Here is a 16,841-nt window from a genome sequence, read left to right as displayed (position 1 = left end):
CTGACCCGGCACGCTTTACCTCGTGTTGACCCTACCGCTGCCGGGACATAATGAAAAACAAGGGCTATGAGATGAATACGCTACAAATTTTGAGCTTTGTTGGTTTTACGCTACTGGTGGCGGTTATCACCTGGTGGAAGTTACGAAAAGCGGATACCGGTTCGCAGCAGGGATATTTTCTGGCGGGGCGTTCGTTAAAAGCGCCGGTTATTGCCGCCTCGCTGATGTTAACTAACCTCTCAACGGAACAACTGGTGGGATTAACCGGCCAGGCTTACCGCAGCGGTATGTCGGTAATGGCATGGGAAGTCATCTCCGCAATTCCGCTTATTTTTCTGGCGCTGATCTTTCTGCCACGCTATCTGCAACGCGGCATTGCAACGATCCCGGATTTTATTGAAGAGCGCTATGACAAAACCACCCGCATCATTATTGATTGCTGTTTTTTGATTGCGACGGGAATCTGTTTTTTACCCATCATTCTGTATTCCGGCGCGCTTGCCTTTAACAGCATGTTTCATGTCACTGAAACCTTTGGTATTTCACAACATACGGCGATCTGGCTGATGGCTGTCGTGCTGGGGATTAGCGGCATCCTGTATGCTGTCGTCGGCGGGATGCGGGCGATTGCCATTGCCGATGTGATTAACGGTATCGGCCTGGTGATTGGCGGCCTGATGGTGCCGCTGTTTGGTCTGATGGCGATGGGGAAAGGCAGTCTGAGCGAAGGTATTACGCGCTTAACCCAGGATCACAGCCTGATGCTGAACTCGATTGGCGGCAGCAACGACCCGGTGCCGATTGGCGCGGCGTTGACCGGGCTTATCCTGGTCAATACGTTCTACTGGTGCACCAACCAGGGGATCGTTCAGCGTACGCTGGCATCAAAAAGTTTATCGGAAGGGCAAAAAGGGGCGCTGCTTACGGCGGTGTTGAAGATGCTGGACCCGCTGATTCTGGTGCTGCCGGGCGTTATCGCTTTTCATCTCTTTCAGGATCTACCAAAAGCAGACATGGCCTACCCGGCGCTGGTGAACAAAGTGATGCCGCTGCCGCTGATTGGCTTTTTTAGCGCGGTGCTGTTTGGCGCGATTATCAGCGCATTCTGCGGTTTTTTGAACAGTGCTTCGACCCTGTTTAGCCTCGGTATCTATCGCCGACTGATTAATGAACAGGCCAGCCCCGATAAACTGGTCACTGTTGGTCGTCGCTTTGGCTTTATTGTGGCCGTGATCTCCGTGCTGGTGGCGCCGTGGATCGCCTATGCGCCGCAAGGGCTCTACAGTTGGATGAAACAGCTCAACGGGATTTATAACGTGCCGTTGGTGACCATTGTTATTATGGGCTTCTTCTTTCCACGTATTCCGGCGCTGGCTGCGAAGGTCGCAATGGGACTCGGTATTGTCAGTTACATCACCATCAACTACCTGGTGAAATTTGATTTTCATTTCCTCTATGTGCTGGCCTGCACCTTCTGTATCAACGTCGTGGTGATGCTGCTCATTGGCGTGATTAAGCCGCGTGCAACGCCGTTTAAATTTCATGATGCGTTTGCGGTCGACATGAAACCGTGGAAAAACGTTAAGATCGCCGCCGTTGGCGTCCTGTTCGCGATGATTGGCGTCTATTCTGGTCTGGCGCAGTTCGGTGGCTATCAGACCCGGTGGCTGACCATTCTCAGCTACGCCATCACCGCTGCGGTGGTTGTTTACCTGATTTACAGCTCATGGCAGACGCGCCATTCCGCGCCTGTGGTTTATGTTTCTGACGCTAAGGATAAAGCATGACCCGTCCGAATTTTCTGTTCATTATGACCGATACACAGGCGACCAATATGGTGGGTTGCTATAGCGGTAAGCCACTGAACACGCAGCATATTGACAGCCTGGCCGCTGAAGGGATTCGCTTTAACTCCGCGTATACCTGCTCGCCGGTGTGTACGCCAGCCCGCGCGGGGCTTTTTACCGGTATTTATGCCAATCAGTCCGGCCCGTGGACGAACAACGTCGCGCCGGGGAAGAACATTTCCACGATGGGGCGTTATTTTAAGGATGCAGGCTATCACACCTGCTATATCGGCAAATGGCACCTCGACGGGCACGATTACTTTGGCACCGGCGAGTGCCCGCCTGAGTGGGATGCCGACTACTGGTATGACGGCGCGAACTACCTTTCTGAACTGACGGAGAATGAAATCAGCCTGTGGCGTAACGGACTGAACAGTATTGAGGATTTGCAGACCAATAATATTGATGAGACCTTTACCTGGGCGTATCGCATCAGCAACCGGGCGGTTGATTTTCTCCATCAGCCAGCGAGAGATGACGAACCGTTCCTGATGGTGGTCTCTTATGATGAGCCGCATCATCCGTTTACCTGTCCGGTTGAGTATCTGGAGAAGTATCAGGATTTTTATTATGACCTGGGCGCGAAGGCGCAGGATTCGCTGAGCAATAAACCTGAGCACCATCGGCTATGGGCGCAGGCGATGCCGTCTCCGGTGGGCGATGATGGCTGTTATCATCATCCGCTCTACTTTGCCTGCAATGACTTTGTTGACGATCAGATTGGGCGGGTGATCAATGCGTTAACCCCGGAACAACGTGAGAATACCTGGGTGATTTATACCTCCGATCACGGTGAAATGATGGGGGCGCACAAACTCATCAGCAAAGGGGCGGCAATGTATGATGACATTACCCGCATCCCGCTGATTATGCGCCCGCCGCAGGGAGCGCCGCAGCAGATCGATACGCCGGTCAGCCATATTGACCTGCTGCCTACGATGATGGCGCTGGCGGGGATTGATAAGCCCGATATTCTTCCGGGTGAAAACATCCTGGCCGTTGAAGCGCCGCGCGGGGTGATGGTGGAGTTCAACCGCTATGAGATCGAGCATGACAGCTTTGGCGGCTTTATTCCGGTGCGCTGCTGGGTGACGGATAACTGGAAGCTGGTGCTGAACCTGTTTACCAGCGATGAGCTGTACGACAGGCGTAATGACCCGGATGAACTGCATAATCTGATTGCTGCGCCGGAATTTGCCGGTGTTCGCAGTCAGATGCACGACGCGCTGCTGGATTACATGGATAAAATCCGCGACCCGTTCCGCACGTACCAGTGGAGCCTGCGTCCGTGGCGTAAAGATGCCCGGCCGCGCTGGATGGGGGCATTCCGCCCACGCCCGCAAGACGGTTATTCTCCGGTGGTACGTGATTACGATACCGGTTTGCCCACGCAAGGCGTGAAAGTAGAAGAGAAAAAGCAGAAGTTTTGATGCGTTATGCCCGGTGGTGCTACAAAAGCGCAATACCGTAGGCCGGATAAGGCGCTTACGCCGCCATCCGGCAATAATGATGCCCGGTGGCGCTGTGCTTACCGGGCCTACAAAAGCGCAATACCGTAGGCCGGATAAGGCGTTTACGCCGCCATCCGGCAATAATAATGCCCGGTGGCGCTGCGCTTACCGGGCCTACAAAAAGCGCAATACCGTAGGCCGGATAAGGCGCTTACGCCGCCATCCGGCAATAATGATGCCCGGTGGCGCTGCGCTTACCGGGCCTACAAAAGCGTAATACCGTAGGCCGGATAAGGCGCTTACGCCGCCATCCGGCAATAATTTAAAGGAGCCGTCATGAAGATTTCCCGCCTCGGAGAAGCGCCGGATTACCGCTTCTCGCTGGCAAATGAGCGTACCTTTCTGGCGTGGATTCGCACCGCGCTGGGGTTTCTGGCGGCGGGCGTCGGGCTTGACCAACTCGCGCCGGACTTCGCCACGCCGGTGATTCGCGAACTGCTGGCGCTGCTGCTGTGTCTCTTTGCGGGCGGCCTGGCGATTTATGGCTATCTGCGCTGGCTACGCAACGAAAAAGCGATGCGTCTGAAAGAAGACCTGCCGTACACCCATAGCCTGCTGATAATCAGCCTGATGCTGATGATTGTTGCGGTGATTGTCATGGCGCTGGTGCTGTATGCCGGATAGCCGCAAAGCCCGCCGTCAGGTTGATCCCGGTCTACAGCCGGAGCGCACGTCGCTGGCCTGGTTTCGTACCCTGTTAGGCTATGGCGCATTGATGGCGCTGGCGCTGAAACATAACTGGCATCAGGCGGGGTTTCTGTTCTGGGTTTCTATTGGCGTGCTGGCGATTGTCGCGCTCATCCTCTGGCGCTATACCCGCAGCCGTAACCTGATGGATGTGGCGCACAGTGATTTTTCCGAATCTCGCGCCGTGCGTGACAAATTTTTGATCTCTCTCGCGGTGTTGTCCCTCGCAATACTGTTTGCTGTAACGCATATTCGTCAACTTATCGTCTTTATTAGGGATGTTGCATGACAGGATGTCAGGTCATGGCTAAACCGGCCAGCTCACGTTGTAACCTTGATTGCCATTACTGTTTTTATATCGATAAACCCTCTCAACCCGTTATGGATAACGCGACCTTAGAGGCTTTTATTTGCCAGCATATTGCCGCGCAGCCGGTTGATGATGTGCTGTTTGCCTGGCAGGGCGGAGAGCCGACGCTGTGTGGACTCGATTTTTTTCACCGCGTGGTCGCGTTGCAAAAACGCTATGGAGAGGGGAAACGCATCCAGAATACCTTCCAGACCAACGGCATTTTACTCAGTGACGAGTGGTGCCGATTCTTACGCGATAATGGCTGGCTGGTCGGTATCTCACTGGATGGCCCCGCCGATTTACATGATGCTTACCGCGTTAGCCGTAGTGGAAAACCAACGCATCATAAGGTGGTGGAAGCGATAGCAAGGCTGGTTGCCCATCGCGTGGACTTCAACCTGCTGGTGGTGGTGAATCGGCTGAACAGCCAGCAGCCTGCGCGTATGTATCGCTATCTTCGCCAGCTTGGCACGCCTTTTCTTCAGTTCATTCCGTTGGTTGAACGTGACGATAGCGGCAAACTGACCGCTGATTCCGTGACGTCGGAAGACTGGGGGCATTTTCTCAACGATGTGTTTGATCTCTGGGTTCGGGAAGATATTGGGCGCGTTTTTGTACAACTGTTTGATTCGATGCTGGGCGTGTGGAGCGGGCATCCGGCACAAATGTGCGCGCTTAGCGAAACCTGCGGTCACGCGTTCGCCCTGGAAGCAAACGGCGATCTCTATCAGTGCGATCACTATGTCTACCCGGCGTTCCGGCTGGGTAATATCCATCAAACGCCGCTACATATGCTGAATGCCAGCCCGCAGGCGAGTGAATTTGGACAGCAGAAAAAATCAACGCTGGGGGCGGATTGCCTGGACTGCGCCTTATTGCGATTCTGCAACGGTGATTGTCCAAAGCATCGGGATTTAAGCGGGAAAAGCGTGCTGTGCGGCGGGTATAAAGCGTTTATTAACTACACGTCGCCGCATATGCGCGTTATGCGGGATCTGATAAAACAGCATCGCTCACCGATGGAGTTGATGGCGATGCTGCGTTAAGGTCAGTGACGTTTAGCGCCCTTTCGCCAGGTACTGCGCCATCTCTTCTTCCGGCACCATACCGCCGCCGGTCGCCCACACCAGATGCGTGGCGTGATTAAGCTGCTCAGCGCTGAAGGCGTGCATCTGCTGGTAATCCGTCGAACGGCAAACACGCTGCGGCCCGGCCATTCCCGCCAGTGCGGACGGCTCCAGGCGAATGCCTTCTTCCTGCGCCAGCCAACCCAGCATGTCGTACATCGTCCGATCGTCGAGGGTGTACAGCCCGTCCAGCAGACGTTCCATTGCCCGCCCTACAAACCCGGATGCGCGCCCCACCGCCAGGCCGTCTGCCGCCGTCAGGTTATCGATGCCAATCTCCTGGACGGAAATGGCATCATGCAGACCGGTATATACGCCCAGTAACATGCACGGAGAGTGGGTTGGTTCGGCGAAGAAGCAGTGGACGTTGTCGCCAAATGCCAGTTTCAGACCAAAAGCCACGCCGCCAGGGCCGCCGCCAACGCCGCACGGTAGGTAGACAAACAGCGGATGGTCGGCATCCACCACGCGCCCCTGCTGCGCAAACTGAGCCTTCAGGCGCTGCCCGGCTACCGCATAGCCCAAAAACAGCGTGCGGGAGTTTTCATCGTCAATAAAGAAACAGTTTGGATCGGACTGTGCCGCTTTGCGTCCTTGCTCAACCGCTACGCCGTAATCCTCTTCGTATTCCACTACCGTTACGCCGTGGCTGCGCAGTTTGGCTTTCTTCCAGGCGCGGGCGTCGGCGGACATATGCACCGTCACCTTAAAGCCGATACAGGCGCTCATAATGCCAATCGACAGCCCCAGATTACCGGTTGAACCCACGGCAATACTGTACTGGCTGAAGAACTGCCTGAACTCCGGTGAAAGCATTACGCTGTAGTCATCTTCGGTCGTCAGCAGACCCGCCTCCAGCGCCAGTTTTTCCGCGTGGGCCAGCACTTCATAAATCCCGCCACGGGCTTTTATCGAGCCGGAAATCGGTAAGTGACTGTCTTTTTTCAGCAGAAGTTCGCCGCTGATTTTCTGTCCGTACTCTTTTTCCAGCCGTTGCTGCATTGCGGGGATGATCGCCAGTTCAGACTCAATAATCCCGCCGGTTGCGGCGGTTTCCGGGAAGGCTTTTGCCAGATACGGCGCGAAACTGGCCAGGCGGGCATGCGCATCCTGTACATCCTGCGCTGTCAGACCAACATAGGGTAAACCTTCCGCAAGAGAGGTGGCGCCTGGGTTAAACCAGGTCGTTTCTTTGAGGGCGATCAGATCCTCTACCAGAGGATACTGAGCGATGAGTGAAGTCATTTTAGCGTTTTCCATAATACGTCTCTTTGCGCTTAGATGATAAAGGAAAGCAGGAATGTGCCCGCCAGAGCAACAACCGACGCGATAAATGTCGCGGTTGTATAGTACTTAAATGTTTCATTCAGGGTGGCGCCGCAGTATTGCTTCACCAGCCAGAAGAGGGAGTCGGTCACGATCGTGCAGCCAATCGCGCCGGAACCGATGGCAATGGCGATGATCTCCGGGCTGACGTTGGGGTAGAGCGGCAGCATCGGCGCGACAATCGCCGTCGCGCCCATCATCGCGACCGTTGCGGAACCCACTGCGGCGTGCAGAATCAGCGCCACCAGCCAGGCCAGCAGAATCGGGTGCATGTGCATATTGGAGAGGATCACCGCCAGCGTATCCGCCAGACCGCTGCTTTTGAGGATAGCGTTGAACGCGCCGCCTGCACCGATAATCAGCAGGATGTTAGCAATCGAGCCAAAGCCGTTTTCGGTATGGGTCAGCAACGTACCCATACCGATATGCTGACGCAGGCCGAGAATGTAATAGGCCACGAAAACGGCGATAAACATTGCGGTGATCGGGTTGCCGATAAACTCCAGCAGCGTATACAGCGTGCCGCCCTGCGTCATATTCAGTTCGGCAACGGTTTTTACCAGCATCAGGCCAATCGGCAGCAGGACGGTAAACAGCGTCGCGCGTAAAGAAGGCAGCGTATTTTCATCGCGCACTTCGAGATCCGCAAACTCCGCCGGCACCGGCTTAAACGGCAGGCGGTTGCCGAGGAACTTCAGGAATAGCGGCCCGCCGACCAGCGACGCCACCAGCCCAACCAGCAAACCGTAGACGATAACGGAACCGATATCCGCGCCCAGCTTATTCGCCACAAACAGCGCAGCCGGATGCGGCGGCACCACGCAATGCACCGCCATTAGCGCGGTACACAGCGGAATAGCCAGCTTCAGCAGCGACGTGTTGGTTTTCTTCGCTATCGAAAATGCCAGTGGGATGAGTAGTACCACACCCACTTCCACAAACAGCGTGATGCCGCAAATCAGCCCCACCAGCACCATGATCACGTCAGCGGAAAGCCAGCGGCAACGCTGGAGCGTCAGGCCGATCCGTTCTGCCGCACCGGACACTTCCATCATTTTGCCGAGAATGGTTCCGAGACCGATGACGGCGGCGAGGAAGCCTAACGTGCCGCCAATACCGCTTTCAATCGCATTGACCATCTCCAGCGGCCCCATGCCCATCATCGCGCCCACAAAGAAACTGGCCAGCAGCAGTGCCAGAAACGGGTGGAACCTGAATTTCACGATGGTCAGCACGATTAGCACGATGCTTACCAGCAGCGTGCTCACAACCCAAATTTGAGAGTGCATATCTCACCTTGCCCTGTGATTAACATAGGCGTATTGGACGAAAAAACGGCACTTGCTGACAAACGATATAAATTGCCCTTCGCATGAACCAGATTGAATCAAAAGGGTGATTTGCATCCAATAATGGTCTGTTTATGCGATATGGTTCACTTTGATTCATCTTTACGCTGATTTTCCAGGCGCATTTTTTTACACTGCAAAGCCAAAAAGAGGTCACAGAGGCGGCGATGGAACCCTTACGCGACGGCAGAAACCGTTTACTCAACGGTTGGCAATTATCAAAGCTGTACACCTTTGAAGTGGCGGCCAGGCATCAGTCTTTTGCGCTGGCGGCGGATGAGCTGTCGCTAAGTCCCAGCGCGGTCAGCCATCGAATCAATCAACTGGAAGAGGAACTGGGGATTCAGCTCTTTGTCCGTTCGCACCGCAAAGTAGAACTCACCCATGAGGGCAAGCGGGTATTCTGGGCGTTGAAATCGTCGCTGGATACGCTGAATCAGGAAATCCTCGATATTAAAAATCAGGAGTTGTCAGGGACGCTGACCGTCTACTCGCGGCCTTCGATTGCTCAGTGCTGGCTGGTGCCTGCGCTGGGAGACTTTACTCGCCGCTATCCGTCCATCTCGCTGACCATGTTGACCGGTAATGACAACGTGAATCTCCAGCGGGCAGGGATTGATTTAGCGATCTATTTTGATGATGCGCCCTCGGCGCAGCTGACGCATCACTTCCTGATGGATGAGGCCATTCTGCCGGTGTGCAGCCCCGAATATGCCCGTCATCATGACTTAACGAATGCGCGGGTTAACCTGCGCCACTGTACGCTCCTGCATGACCGACAGGCATGGAGCAACGACTCCGGCACTGATGAATGGCACAGTTGGGCGCAGCATTTTGGCGTGAATCTGCCGACATCGTCGGGCATTGGCTTCGATCGTTCCGATTTAGCCGTTATTGCGGCAATGAACCATATCGGTGTGGCGATGGGGCGTAAACGGCTGGTGCAAAAGCGTCTTGATAGCGGCGAACTGATTGCGCCTTTCGGCGAGATGACGCTGAAATGCCACCAGCACTATTATGTGACCACGCTGCCTGGCAGACAGTGGCCGAAAATCGAGGCGTTTATCGGCTGGTTGCAGGAGCAGGCGACGTAGCGTTTGCCACGCGAAGATTTATTGCATGTAAAGCCAGAAAGCGTGCTAAATACGTGATATGACTCCTGATGATTTGCTTAAGGACAATCGTGTTAAAGCCGCTTGCTTCTCTCTTCCTGCTCGTCAGCGCCACGGTGTGCGCGGCTCAGCCGCCGTTGACCGCTTCGCGCTATGCGCAGCAGCTTGGTGTGGGGATGGACGTTGACTGGGCGCGCACCGAACGGGGTATCCGGGAGTTTGATCCTCTGGTGGTGCGTGATTTTCAGGCGAAGGGATTTAAGCATGTGCGCATACGCGTCGCGGGAGAGCCGACGGAAGCGCGACTCATCCACCTGCGAAAACTGGTGGAGGCGTGTGAGCAGTATGGCGTGATTCCAATCATTGCTTATCAGGCCGATGAGTATAAAAACGACCCCAGTCCCGGCAATGAACAAGAGGTGATCAACTGGTGGGTGGCCGTCGCGCACTATTTTGCGCAACGTTCGCCGCTGCTGGGGTTTGACCTGATTTATGAACCGGCGGAGAAACTCAACCACAGCCAGGCTTCCCTGAACCGGGTATATGACAAAACCATCCGCACCCTTCACGCGATTGACCCCCAACGCATGATTTTTGTCGCGCCTCGTTTGCGCGCCGCGCCGGAAGCGTTGTCGGCCCTAAAACTGCCCCCGCAAAGCCAGAATTACGTGCTGGCGGAGTGGCATATCTTTCCGTGGGGGCCGTTGAAAAATAACGGTAAATACCCGTGGACGTCAGGCACGGCGGCGGAGAAAGCGGCGATTCGCGCGCGAATTAACGCCGCCGTGCGCTGGCAGCAAAAAACCGGCCATGTCAGTTGGGTTGGCGGCTGGGCGCCGGGTGAATCAATCAAAAATAGCCCTTCCGCTTCGCAGCTCGCGTTTGCCCGGTTTATGGCGTGCGAGTTGCAAAGGGTGAATATTCCGTATGCGATTAACGCGGATACGCAGTTTTATGACGGAGAAGAAGGGGCGTGGCGTCCGGCGCTGGAGCCGCTCCTGACCACGATGATCTCGCCGGTATGTGAAAAGCCCGGCGGGAAACCGGGCCATCATTCGATTAAATCGTCTGCCCCTGATGCGGCACACGCGACGCCAGCGGCAGCCAGCACAGTAAAATCAGCAGCCCCATAAGCGTCATCAAAAAGCCGAGGCTACCCTGCCCGGTTTGCGGCAGCATTGCGGAGAGCCACGCCAGCACGCCGGAGCCGATGTTTTGCAGGCCGCCCACCAGCGCGCCAGCTGTTCCGGCGAGGAATGGGAAAGGTTCCATCGCGCCGCTGGTCGCCAGTGGGAACAGCATTCCAGCGCCGAAGAAGAACAGCGCGGCGGGGATCAGCAGCGTCCAGACGTTCATCACGCCAAACAGACCTGGAACCCACATCATGAGGCCCGCCAACAGGCAACTGAATACCGACTGCCACATCAGCGTTGCGAAGCGCTTATTCGGGCGACCCGCAAACCACGCGCCGAAAAACGCCGCCGGAATTGGCAGAATAAACAGGATGCTCACCACCATGCTGCTCAGACCCAGCACCGCTCCCATCAGCACGCCGGAGCAGGCTTCAAAGACGGCGATTCCCGCCAGTCCGCCAATCAGCATCAGCAGATAACAGGTAAATGCGCCGTTGCCGAATAATGTTTTATAGCTGGCGATCAGGCGGGTACGTGGTGCGCCTGTGGGGCGCGTCTCCGGCATCCAGCGCGCCATACTGAAGGTGACGCCTGCGCAGAGAACCAGCAGGAAAACGTAACAGGCGCGCCAGTTCCAGACGGTATCCAGCAGTCCGCCAATCAGCGGCGCCAGCAACGGACTCACCAGAATCCCCATATTCAACAGGCTGTTAGCGTGGCGTAACTGCGTACCTTCATACAGATCGCGCGGCAGCGTACGCGCCATCACGCCGCCGACGCCGGTGCCCATGCCCTGTAACGCGCTGGCGGCAATCAATACCGTCAGGCTGTGGGTGGTAATCGTGACCAGCGTAGCCAGCATAAAAATGGACATCCCGACGAGGATCACCGGGCGGCGCCCTACCCGATCGGAAAGCGGGCCGTAAAACAGTTGCGATACGCCGTAGGTGAGCAGGTAAGCGGCCATGACGCTCTGTACTGCCCCTTCACGAACGTTCAGTTCACGCGCCATATCGGCAATGGCGGGGATATAAATGGTTTGCGCCATCTGCCCGACGGCCACCAGTAATACCAACATCAACAACAAATTGACGCTTCTCTGCCTTTTCATTTCGCTGATTACTTTTAAAAAAAGAAAAAAATAAGAATAAGGTGCTACGCATTCCCATAAATGCGAGTGGAATCTACCACACTAAAAAAAGAAGGCCATATTCACGGCGGGAATAGCGCGGGAGCCGAACGGCAGGATATGTAAACAAAAAGCGGCAACAATTGTTGCCGAGAGATTATTTTACCGCAGTTTGATGGTGCCCGGCGGCTCCCGTAGGCCGGATAAGGCGTAGCCGCCATCCGGCAATCAGGATAAACGCAGCAATATCGCCCCGGCGGCAATCCCGCCAGCCGCGACCAACCGTAGCCCGGCGACTTTCTCATTGAGCAGCAGCCAGGCAATCAGCGCGCCGAACAGAATGGATGTTTCACGCAGTGCGGCCACCACGGCCAGCGGCGCCTGAGTCATCGCCCACAGCGCCAGCCCATAGGAACCCATCGTGCCGATACCGCCAAAAATGCCTTTATTCCAGTGCTGCGCCAGATAGCGCGAGGCTTCCCGCCGCCGGGCAATCATCGCCCAGCCAAGCAGACAGGTGCCGTTCAACAAGAAGGTCCACAGCGTATAACCCAGCGCGGTTTCCGACACCCGCACGCCCGTGCCGTCCACCAGCGTATAGCCAGCGATAAAACAGGCGTTGATCAGCGCCAGCGTGATACCCCGCCGGGAGCGGGCGCGACCGTTACAGGCCATGCCGAGAATCGCCAGGCAAATTACCGCGATACCGAGCCAGGCCATTGTGGAAAGGCTATCGCCAAGAAACAGGACGCTAATTATCGCCACCAGCAGCGGTGCGGTGCCGCGCATCAGGGGATAGGTCTGGCTCATATCCGAAACCTGATAGGTTTTGGCGACCAGCACGGTATAAACCACCTGTAAGGCGGTGGAGGCGGCTAAAAAAGGGATGCTGGCGGCGGGAAGGGGCGGGGCGAAGGGCAGACACGCCAGCGCCATCAACGCTGCGGAACCACTGACGCTGATTGCGGAGTAAAGTTTGTCATTTCCCGCCTTCACGATGGCGTTCCAGCTGGCATGCAGCAGCGCGGCGAACAGTAAAATGCAGAAAATGGAAAGGGTCATGGTTCAGGTATCGTCAGTGGTTGTCATAAAAACGTAACATATCGACGATGGACAAGCACCAGGCAGATGATGAAAGGGGAGCGGTTGCCCGCTCCCCTTCGGTGCGGCTTGAATCTGAATTACCGGAGGTATTTCAGAACGGCATCAAGCAGTTGCAGTGCAGCAACAATGAGTTTCAGGATAAGAATAGCGATATCCACGAGGCTCATACGCTCTCCTTCTGGTAAAAGGAGCACGGTGCTGACGTACCTCTCCGCCGCCTGTTGTCAGCACCTTTTGTTGACATAACACAGTGTGCTCACACGGGGGTTAAGGCGCTGACGGCACCACCCGTTTCAGCCAGGACTTTGTTGCGCCGGTTACGATGCGGCCCCCTATAACACATTGCGTACAGTGATATTATAGATAAATACTGTATAAATGAACAGTATTTTGTGGACGGATCGCGACTTCTGATCCATACTCAAATGCGTCAAAATTCGTGCCGAAATTGCGTGTTCTTCGCGGAACGCGTATACTTCTGATGTTGATATAACACAGTGTGCTTTGCGGCAACCAACCGCATAACGCTGATAAAAACCTCGCTCCGGCGGGGTTTTTTGTTTTGCAGGCCTGCATCGGCATCTGGCAAAGCGTGATCGTTGACGCATTTTTGTGCAGATGAAAAATTTTCCGTTGTCATGCCTGAAAAGCTGTGCTTGTATAAAACCTGTTAATCCATAAACAGACAAGGTCCCTAATGAACCCTTCCATGCTGACTGCGACCCTACTAAAAACTGCGCAACCTGCCGCAGTGGTCGTCGTGCGTGTGGTGGTGGTCGTCGGCAATGCGCCGTAGGGACTGGAACAACACACGATTCCAAAACCCCGCCGGCGCAAACCGGGCGGGGTTTTTCGTTTAAGACACCTTCCCGGCAAGTCGGCCCAGAATAAAAGGACTGGAGCATGGCAAGTTCGGGCACAACATCAACATCCCCGCGTACGCGCTTTACGGGCGCAGAATTTATCGTTCATTTTCTGGAACGTCAGGGCATTAACATCGTCACTGGCATTCCGGGCGGTTCGATTCTCCCCGTTTATGACGCCTTAAGCCAAAGTACGCAAATCCGCCACATCCTGGCGCGCCATGAACAGGGGGCGGGGTTTATCGCTCAGGGGATGGCGCGAACCGACGGTAAACCCGCGGTATGTATGGCCTGTAGCGGGCCGGGCGCGACTAACCTGGTCACCGCCATTGCCGACGCGCGTCTCGACTCCATTCCGTTGGTATGCATCACCGGTCAGGTTCCGGCCTCGATGATCGGCACCGATGCGTTTCAGGAAGTCGACACCTACGGCATCTCTATCCCCATCACAAAACATAACTATCTGGTCAGAGATATCAATGAGTTGCCACAGGTAATGTGCGATGCGTTTCGTCTTGCCCAGTCCGGGCGCCCTGGGCCGGTGTGGATAGACATTCCTAAGGATATACAGACGGCGGTGTTTGACATTGAAGCGTTGCCTGCTCCGGCTGAAAAAATGGCGACGCCGGAATTCAGCGCTGAGAGCATTCGTGATGCGGCGGCGATGATCAACGCCGCGAAGCGCCCGGTGCTGTATCTTGGCGGCGGCGTGATTAACGCGCCTGCGCGTGTGCGTGAACTGGCGGAAAAAGCCAGACTGCCCACCACTATGACCCTGATGGCGCTGGGCATACTGCCGAAGGCGCATCCGCTTTCTCTGGGGATGCTGGGCATGCATGGCGCGCGCAGCACAAACTATATTCTGCAAGAGGCGGATCTGCTGGTGGTTCTGGGGGCACGTTTTGATGACCGGGCGATTGGCAAAACCGAACAGTTCTGCCCGAATGCCAAAATCATCCATGTGGATATCGATCGCGCGGAGCTGGGTAAAATTAAACAACCGCACGTTGCCATTCAGGCTGATGTTGATGACGTTCTGGCGCAGTTGATTCCGCACATTGAGGCTCAGCCACGCGAAGAGTGGCATCAACTGGTGGCGGATTTGCAGCGCGAGTTCCCGTGCGCGATCCCTGAAGCCAGCGATCCGCTCAGCCATTACGGGCTGATTAATGCCGTTGCCGCCTGCGTAGATGACAGCGCGATTATCACGACCGACGTAGGCCAGCACCAGATGTGGGCCGCACAGGCTTATCCGCTCAACCGTCCGCGTCAGTGGCTGACTTCCGGCGGGCTGGGGACGATGGGTTTTGGCTTGCCTGCGGCGATTGGCGCGGCGCTGGCGAACCCGGACAAGAAAGTGTTGTGCTTCTCCGGCGACGGCAGCCTGATGATGAATATTCAGGAGATGGCGACCGCCAGCGAAAACCAACTGGATGTAAAAATTATCCTGATGAATAACGAAGCGTTGGGGCTGGTGCATCAGCAACAAAGCCTGTTCTACAAGCAGGGCGTGTTTGCTGCCACCTATCCGGGGATGATCAACTTTATGCAGATTGCCGCGGGTTTTGGTCTGGAAACCTGTGATTTAAATAATGAAGCCGATCCGCAAGCGGCGCTGCGGGAAATCATCAGCCGCCCAGGACCGGCGCTGATCCATGTACGTATTGATGCAGAAGAAAAAGTTTATCCGATGGTGCCGCCGGGTGCGGCCAATACTGAGATGGTGGGGGAATAAACCATGCAGAAACAATCACATGAGAACGTTATCCTGGAACTCACCGTCCGTAACCACCCTGGCGTCATGACGCACGTTTGCGGGCTGTTCGCCCGTCGCGCTTTCAACGTGGAAGGGATTCTTTGTCTACCCATCCAGAGCAGCGACCAGAGCCGCATCTGGCTACTGGTCAACGACGATCAGCGTCTGGAGCAGATGATTAGTCAGATCGATAAACTGGAAGATGTGGTGAAAGTGGCGCGCAATCAGTCCGATCCGTCAATGTTTAATAAAATCTCGGTTTTCTTTGAGTAATAATGGCTATCTGAACAAGGGGAAACCCTTGTTCAGGTTAATTATTCGAGAGTGTTATATAACTATAAGTAATATTTTCGGTCGTGACGTGTCTTTATTATCCGGTTTATGAACTGTCTTATCTGAAGTATAGAAAGTATCTTTTCGGACAAAGTGACCAATACTCGCCTGAGCGTCTGGGGCGCTTCTTTACGATGTCATATTGCAATGATATTATGCGCCGGGTTGCTGTGATTCAGAGCGAATAACTAATGGAAATCGTTGAGCATCTTTTTATTGTTTGCTCCCCGCTTCAGCTCAGAATTGTTTCTAAGATTAAAGCGAGGTATAAACACGCACGTTTTCATATCATCTACCTTAAAACAAAGGTAGAGTTAAAATCCTATATATATGAAACGGTTAATAATGAATTCTCTTCTGGCTTAGTCGCCAGTATGGATTATGGCTTTATTAACATGCTGAAAATCAATCGCTTTCTTTCTCATAAAACAATCCATTATGTCTATATGGCGAATATCAGCCATCTTTCAGTGCAATACATTCTAAAAATGTTGTCTGATGACGTTAAGATTAGAACGTTTGATGATGGCATTCTGAGTATCAACTCCGCAGGCTATCTTGATAAACAAATAAAACTACGAAAAGGCCCCGGTCGTAAGTTGACGCGGATGTGGCTTGGTCAGCATTATAATATCAGGGATATCGCGAAAAGAAGTGAACTGCATTTCTCTATCGTAAAGCATAAAAGCAAAAGTAGAAATGTAGACTGCGATATTGTTTATATTGATGTTCTCTCTGAGGAGAAACAGCGCTTGCATACTGAGCGCAGTGCGCCTGTCTATGCCGGGGAGATCAATGTTTTTGTGGGCTCGAAATTTAAAGATATCCTTGATGTGAAAAATGATTCCAACCTTATTGCGTTGATTCATAAGATAGAGACGCTCGCAGCGCACTATCCTTCACTCCAGTACCTCAGGCACCCAAGAGAGTACAGCCAGCAGGTGTTTGGCATGACGGAAATTACGCTGAACGCCATTTCTGAAGATTATATTTGCCAGTTATCCTCGGCTTACCAGCGAGTGAATGTCTTTGGTTTTGCAAGCACTTGCCAGCTTAATGTGATGAAATTAGAGAATGTCTACATCACACTGCTCAAAACCACCCTGATCCGGCCTGATATTCGGGATTCCTTTGCGCTTTTTTCTGATAGCGACAAAGTGCGTATCTGCGACCTGGACAGTATGGAACCGTAACGGAGTCGTACGCCCGCCA

16 protein-coding genes are annotated in these 16,841 nt (G+C 54.4%); 11 read left to right on the top strand and 5 right to left on the bottom strand.

Annotated features, from left to right (window positions below; all coding sequences use genetic code 11):
* The first annotated feature begins 71 nt into the window (after positions 1-71).
* The 5 genes from OGV50_RS20745 (at position 72) to OGV50_RS20725 (ending at position 5,443) form a co-directional block, all read left to right on the top strand.
* Positions 72-1,787: a solute:sodium symporter family transporter gene (locus OGV50_RS20745; protein ID WP_198448085.1), complete on the top strand. Its 1,716-nt coding sequence runs from the start codon at positions 72-74 to the stop codon at positions 1,785-1,787.
* Positions 1,784-3,277 (top strand): sulfatase-like hydrolase/transferase, encoded by a 1,494-nt coding sequence (locus OGV50_RS20740; protein ID WP_058668309.1) that lies wholly within the window; start codon positions 1,784-1,786, stop codon positions 3,275-3,277. The genes OGV50_RS20745 and OGV50_RS20740 overlap by 4 nt, the downstream gene beginning before the upstream one ends.
* A 357-nt stretch (positions 3,278-3,634) precedes the next feature.
* Positions 3,635-3,982, top strand: a complete 348-nt coding sequence (locus OGV50_RS20735) for a YidH family protein (protein ID WP_049010188.1) — start codon at positions 3,635-3,637, stop codon at positions 3,980-3,982.
* Positions 3,972-4,334: a DUF202 domain-containing protein gene (locus OGV50_RS20730; RefSeq protein ID WP_012000783.1), complete on the top strand. Its 363-nt coding sequence runs from the start codon at positions 3,972-3,974 to the stop codon at positions 4,332-4,334. Before OGV50_RS20735 ends, OGV50_RS20730 begins: the two co-directional genes overlap by 11 nt.
* The gene (locus OGV50_RS20725; RefSeq protein WP_200093216.1) at positions 4,331-5,443 is read left to right on the top strand and encodes an anaerobic sulfatase maturase; all 1,113 of its coding nucleotides are present in this window, start codon (positions 4,331-4,333) and stop codon (positions 5,441-5,443) included. Before OGV50_RS20730 ends, OGV50_RS20725 begins: the two co-directional genes overlap by 4 nt.
* Before the next feature lie 12 nt (positions 5,444-5,455).
* Here OGV50_RS20725 and dsdA read toward each other — a convergent pair whose 3' ends face one another.
* Together dsdA and dsdX are read right to left on the bottom strand one after the other, a co-directional pair.
* Complete coding sequence (dsdA, locus tag OGV50_RS20720; RefSeq protein ID WP_286488733.1) at positions 5,456-6,784, bottom strand: D-serine ammonia-lyase; 1,329 nt, start codon at positions 6,782-6,784, stop codon at positions 5,456-5,458.
* 17 nt (positions 6,785-6,801) lie between these two features.
* Positions 6,802-8,139 carry a D-serine transporter DsdX gene (gene dsdX, locus OGV50_RS20715; RefSeq protein WP_012000780.1) on the bottom strand — a complete coding sequence of 446 codons (1,338 nt, stop codon included), beginning with the start codon at positions 8,137-8,139 and terminating at the stop codon, positions 6,802-6,804.
* Positions 8,140-8,366: 227 nt separating this feature from the next.
* Here dsdX and dsdC point away from each other — a divergent pair, with 227 nt between their 5' ends.
* On the top strand, positions 8,367-9,293 hold the full coding sequence (dsdC, locus tag OGV50_RS20710) for a DNA-binding transcriptional regulator DsdC (RefSeq protein ID WP_024130072.1): 927 nt from the start codon (positions 8,367-8,369) through the stop codon (positions 9,291-9,293).
* Positions 9,294-9,382: 89 nt separating this feature from the next.
* Complete coding sequence (locus OGV50_RS20705; protein ID WP_225622034.1) at positions 9,383-10,444, top strand: cellulase family glycosylhydrolase; 1,062 nt, start codon at positions 9,383-9,385, stop codon at positions 10,442-10,444.
* Here the strand turns inward: OGV50_RS20705 and emrD are convergent.
* The 3 genes from emrD to tisB form a co-directional block, all read right to left on the bottom strand.
* A complete protein-coding gene (emrD, locus tag OGV50_RS20700) occupies positions 10,371-11,555 on the bottom strand; it encodes a multidrug efflux MFS transporter EmrD (RefSeq protein WP_200093222.1) in 1,185 nt (394 codons plus the stop codon). The genes OGV50_RS20705 and emrD overlap by 74 nt on opposite strands.
* Positions 11,556-11,801: 246 nt before the next feature.
* Positions 11,802-12,635, bottom strand: coding sequence for an EamA family transporter (locus OGV50_RS20695; protein ID WP_200093224.1), 834 nt, complete (start codon positions 12,633-12,635; stop codon positions 11,802-11,804).
* A 119-nt stretch (positions 12,636-12,754) separates the two neighbouring features.
* Entirely contained in the window at positions 12,755-12,844 is a 90-nt protein-coding gene (tisB, locus tag OGV50_RS20690; protein ID WP_047460159.1) for a type I toxin-antitoxin system toxin TisB, read from the bottom strand.
* Between the two features lie 530 nt (positions 12,845-13,374).
* Here tisB and ivbL point away from each other — a divergent pair.
* The 4 genes from ivbL to OGV50_RS20670 all read left to right on the top strand — a co-directional run bounded on the left by ivbL (position 13,375) and on the right by OGV50_RS20670 (position 16,822).
* Entirely contained in the window at positions 13,375-13,473 is a 99-nt protein-coding gene (ivbL, locus tag OGV50_RS20685) for an ilvB operon leader peptide IvbL (RefSeq protein ID WP_047460165.1), read from the top strand.
* Positions 13,474-13,580: 107 nt separating this feature from the next.
* On the top strand, positions 13,581-15,275 hold the full coding sequence (gene ilvB / locus OGV50_RS20680; protein WP_200093226.1) for an acetolactate synthase large subunit: 1,695 nt from the start codon (positions 13,581-13,583) through the stop codon (positions 15,273-15,275).
* A 3-nt stretch (positions 15,276-15,278) separates the two neighbouring features.
* Positions 15,279-15,569: an acetolactate synthase small subunit gene (gene ilvN, locus OGV50_RS20675; RefSeq protein ID WP_012000771.1), complete on the top strand. Its 291-nt coding sequence runs from the start codon at positions 15,279-15,281 to the stop codon at positions 15,567-15,569.
* A 251-nt stretch (positions 15,570-15,820) separates the two neighbouring features.
* On the top strand, positions 15,821-16,822 hold the full coding sequence (locus OGV50_RS20670; protein ID WP_012000769.1) for a glycosyltransferase family 52 protein: 1,002 nt from the start codon (positions 15,821-15,823) through the stop codon (positions 16,820-16,822).
* Positions 16,823-16,841: the final 19 nt, after the last annotated feature.

The sequence above is a fragment of the Citrobacter sp. CK180 genome, from assembly GCF_030333655.1.
Classification (GTDB): Bacteria; Pseudomonadota; Gammaproteobacteria; order Enterobacterales; family Enterobacteriaceae; genus Citrobacter_B; species Citrobacter_B koseri.
The sequence above is the reverse complement of the archived record's forward strand: the minus strand, read 5'-3'. Positions and strand labels throughout refer to the sequence as shown.

Excerpts from the sequence above, each read along its gene's own strand:
- OGV50_RS20745 (WP_198448085.1), top strand. The coding sequence starts at position 72 with ATGAATACGCTACAAATTTTGAGCTTTGTTGGTTTTACGCTACTGGTG.
- OGV50_RS20740 (WP_058668309.1), top strand. The coding sequence starts at position 1,784 with ATGACCCGTCCGAATTTTCTGTTCATTATGACCGATACACAGGCGACC.
- OGV50_RS20735 (WP_049010188.1), top strand. The coding sequence starts at position 3,635 with ATGAAGATTTCCCGCCTCGGAGAAGCGCCGGATTACCGCTTCTCGCTG.
- OGV50_RS20730 (WP_012000783.1), top strand. The coding sequence starts at position 3,972 with ATGCCGGATAGCCGCAAAGCCCGCCGTCAGGTTGATCCCGGTCTACAG.
- OGV50_RS20725 (WP_200093216.1), top strand. The coding sequence starts at position 4,331 with ATGACAGGATGTCAGGTCATGGCTAAACCGGCCAGCTCACGTTGTAAC.
- dsdA (WP_286488733.1), bottom strand. The coding sequence starts at position 6,784 with ATGGAAAACGCTAAAATGACTTCACTCATCGCTCAGTATCCTCTGGTA.
- dsdX (WP_012000780.1), bottom strand. The coding sequence starts at position 8,139 with ATGCACTCTCAAATTTGGGTTGTGAGCACGCTGCTGGTAAGCATCGTG.
- dsdC (WP_024130072.1), top strand. The coding sequence starts at position 8,367 with ATGGAACCCTTACGCGACGGCAGAAACCGTTTACTCAACGGTTGGCAA.
- emrD (WP_200093222.1), bottom strand. The coding sequence starts at position 11,555 with ATGAAAAGGCAGAGAAGCGTCAATTTGTTGTTGATGTTGGTATTACTG.
- OGV50_RS20695 (WP_200093224.1), bottom strand. The coding sequence starts at position 12,635 with ATGACCCTTTCCATTTTCTGCATTTTACTGTTCGCCGCGCTGCTGCAT.
- tisB (WP_047460159.1), bottom strand. The coding sequence starts at position 12,844 with ATGAGCCTCGTGGATATCGCTATTCTTATCCTGAAACTCATTGTTGCT.
- ivbL (WP_047460165.1), top strand. The coding sequence starts at position 13,375 with ATGAACCCTTCCATGCTGACTGCGACCCTACTAAAAACTGCGCAACCT.
- ilvB (WP_200093226.1), top strand. The coding sequence starts at position 13,581 with ATGGCAAGTTCGGGCACAACATCAACATCCCCGCGTACGCGCTTTACG.
- ilvN (WP_012000771.1), top strand. The coding sequence starts at position 15,279 with ATGCAGAAACAATCACATGAGAACGTTATCCTGGAACTCACCGTCCGT.
- OGV50_RS20670 (WP_012000769.1), top strand. The coding sequence starts at position 15,821 with ATGGAAATCGTTGAGCATCTTTTTATTGTTTGCTCCCCGCTTCAGCTC.